The 1230-nt window shown below is 57.3% G+C and carries 1 pseudogene; it reads right to left on the reverse strand.

Going from position 1 to position 1230, the window contains the following annotated elements:
• Window positions 1–346: 346 nt before the first annotated feature.
• Window positions 347–1230, reverse strand: a pseudogene (locus tag QT222_RS00925) (hypothetical protein); the annotation flags it as partial.

The following is a 1230-nucleotide window of genomic DNA, read 5'->3' on the forward strand; positions in this document are numbered from 1 at the left end:
ACGCTTCCGAGAACAGTGGCTACGACGATGAAGACAACGACGACTGTGAACTGGTGGTTTCGGGTCATAAACGCGCTGAACCGGGTGGTCGGTCTCAACTGAACAATGTACGTCAACTCGCATAAGTGCGAGACAACTCGCGAGTCAGGGCATCAAGCCCCACTCACATCGTGAACGGTTGGACAACAACTTACGCCACCGTAACCGAGTGTCGACATCTGCATCCCCAGTCGTGACTCTCAAGCCCAGTTATGTGAAAAATGAGGCACGCTTTGGCCCGTGAGGGCCTTGCAGTACCGACCGTCACGGGTATCCCGATGATCCGACGGGGGACTCGGCTGCTTGACTACTCGCCGCCGTCGGAGAGCATGCTCTCGAGCATCTCGATTTCGTCGTCATCGAGCTCATCGATGTCCATATCCGCGAGGTCATCGAGGTCGTCCGCACCGGTCTCGGTGCCGAGTTCGATGATCTCGTCTCGGGTCAAGTCGTCGAGGAACGCGCCGACTTCGATATCCTCGTGTTTGTCACGTTCGAGGTCGACGGTTTCACCGTCGGACTCCAACTCGAGGTCATCGATCTCGACGTCGACTGCATCACCACGCTGCTCGATGTCGTGGTCGTCGGTCTCGAACTCGACCTCGTCGTCGTCGTTCTCGAAGTCGACATCGTCCTCGTGGTCTTCGACCTCAAGGTCGTCGTCGTCCTGTTCGATCTCGTGGTCCGCCGTCTCGAATTCGACGTCGTCACCGCCGTCGGTGCTCTCGAAGTCGATGTCGTCTTCATCGTCTTCGACATCGACATCGTCGTCGTCCTGTTCGATGTCGTGGTCGTCGGTCTCGAACTCGACTTCGTCGCCGTCGTTCTCGAAGTCGACCTCATCGGTTTCGACGTCGAGGGCGTCGTCGAGTTGCTCGATCTCACCACCGTCGAATTCGATATCGGTTGCATCGTCAGTCGCCTCTAAGTCGACCAACCCACCGGCGTCTTCGAACTCGAGGCGGTCACCGTCGTTCTCGAAGTCGAAGCCGTTTTCGTCCTCGACTTCGGCGTCGTCGCCGTCCTGTTCGACCTCGATACCGTTTGCCTCGACGTCAACTTCATCTTCCTTGCCGAGGTTTTCGAAGTTGAAGCCCGCCTTTTCAACTTCGAGTTTCTCACCGTCGTGTTCGATCTCGTGCTCGTCAGTCTCGATCTCAACCTCGCCGTGGTCGCGTTCAATCTCGACAT

This window comes from Haloferax sp. s1 (assembly GCF_058382125.1).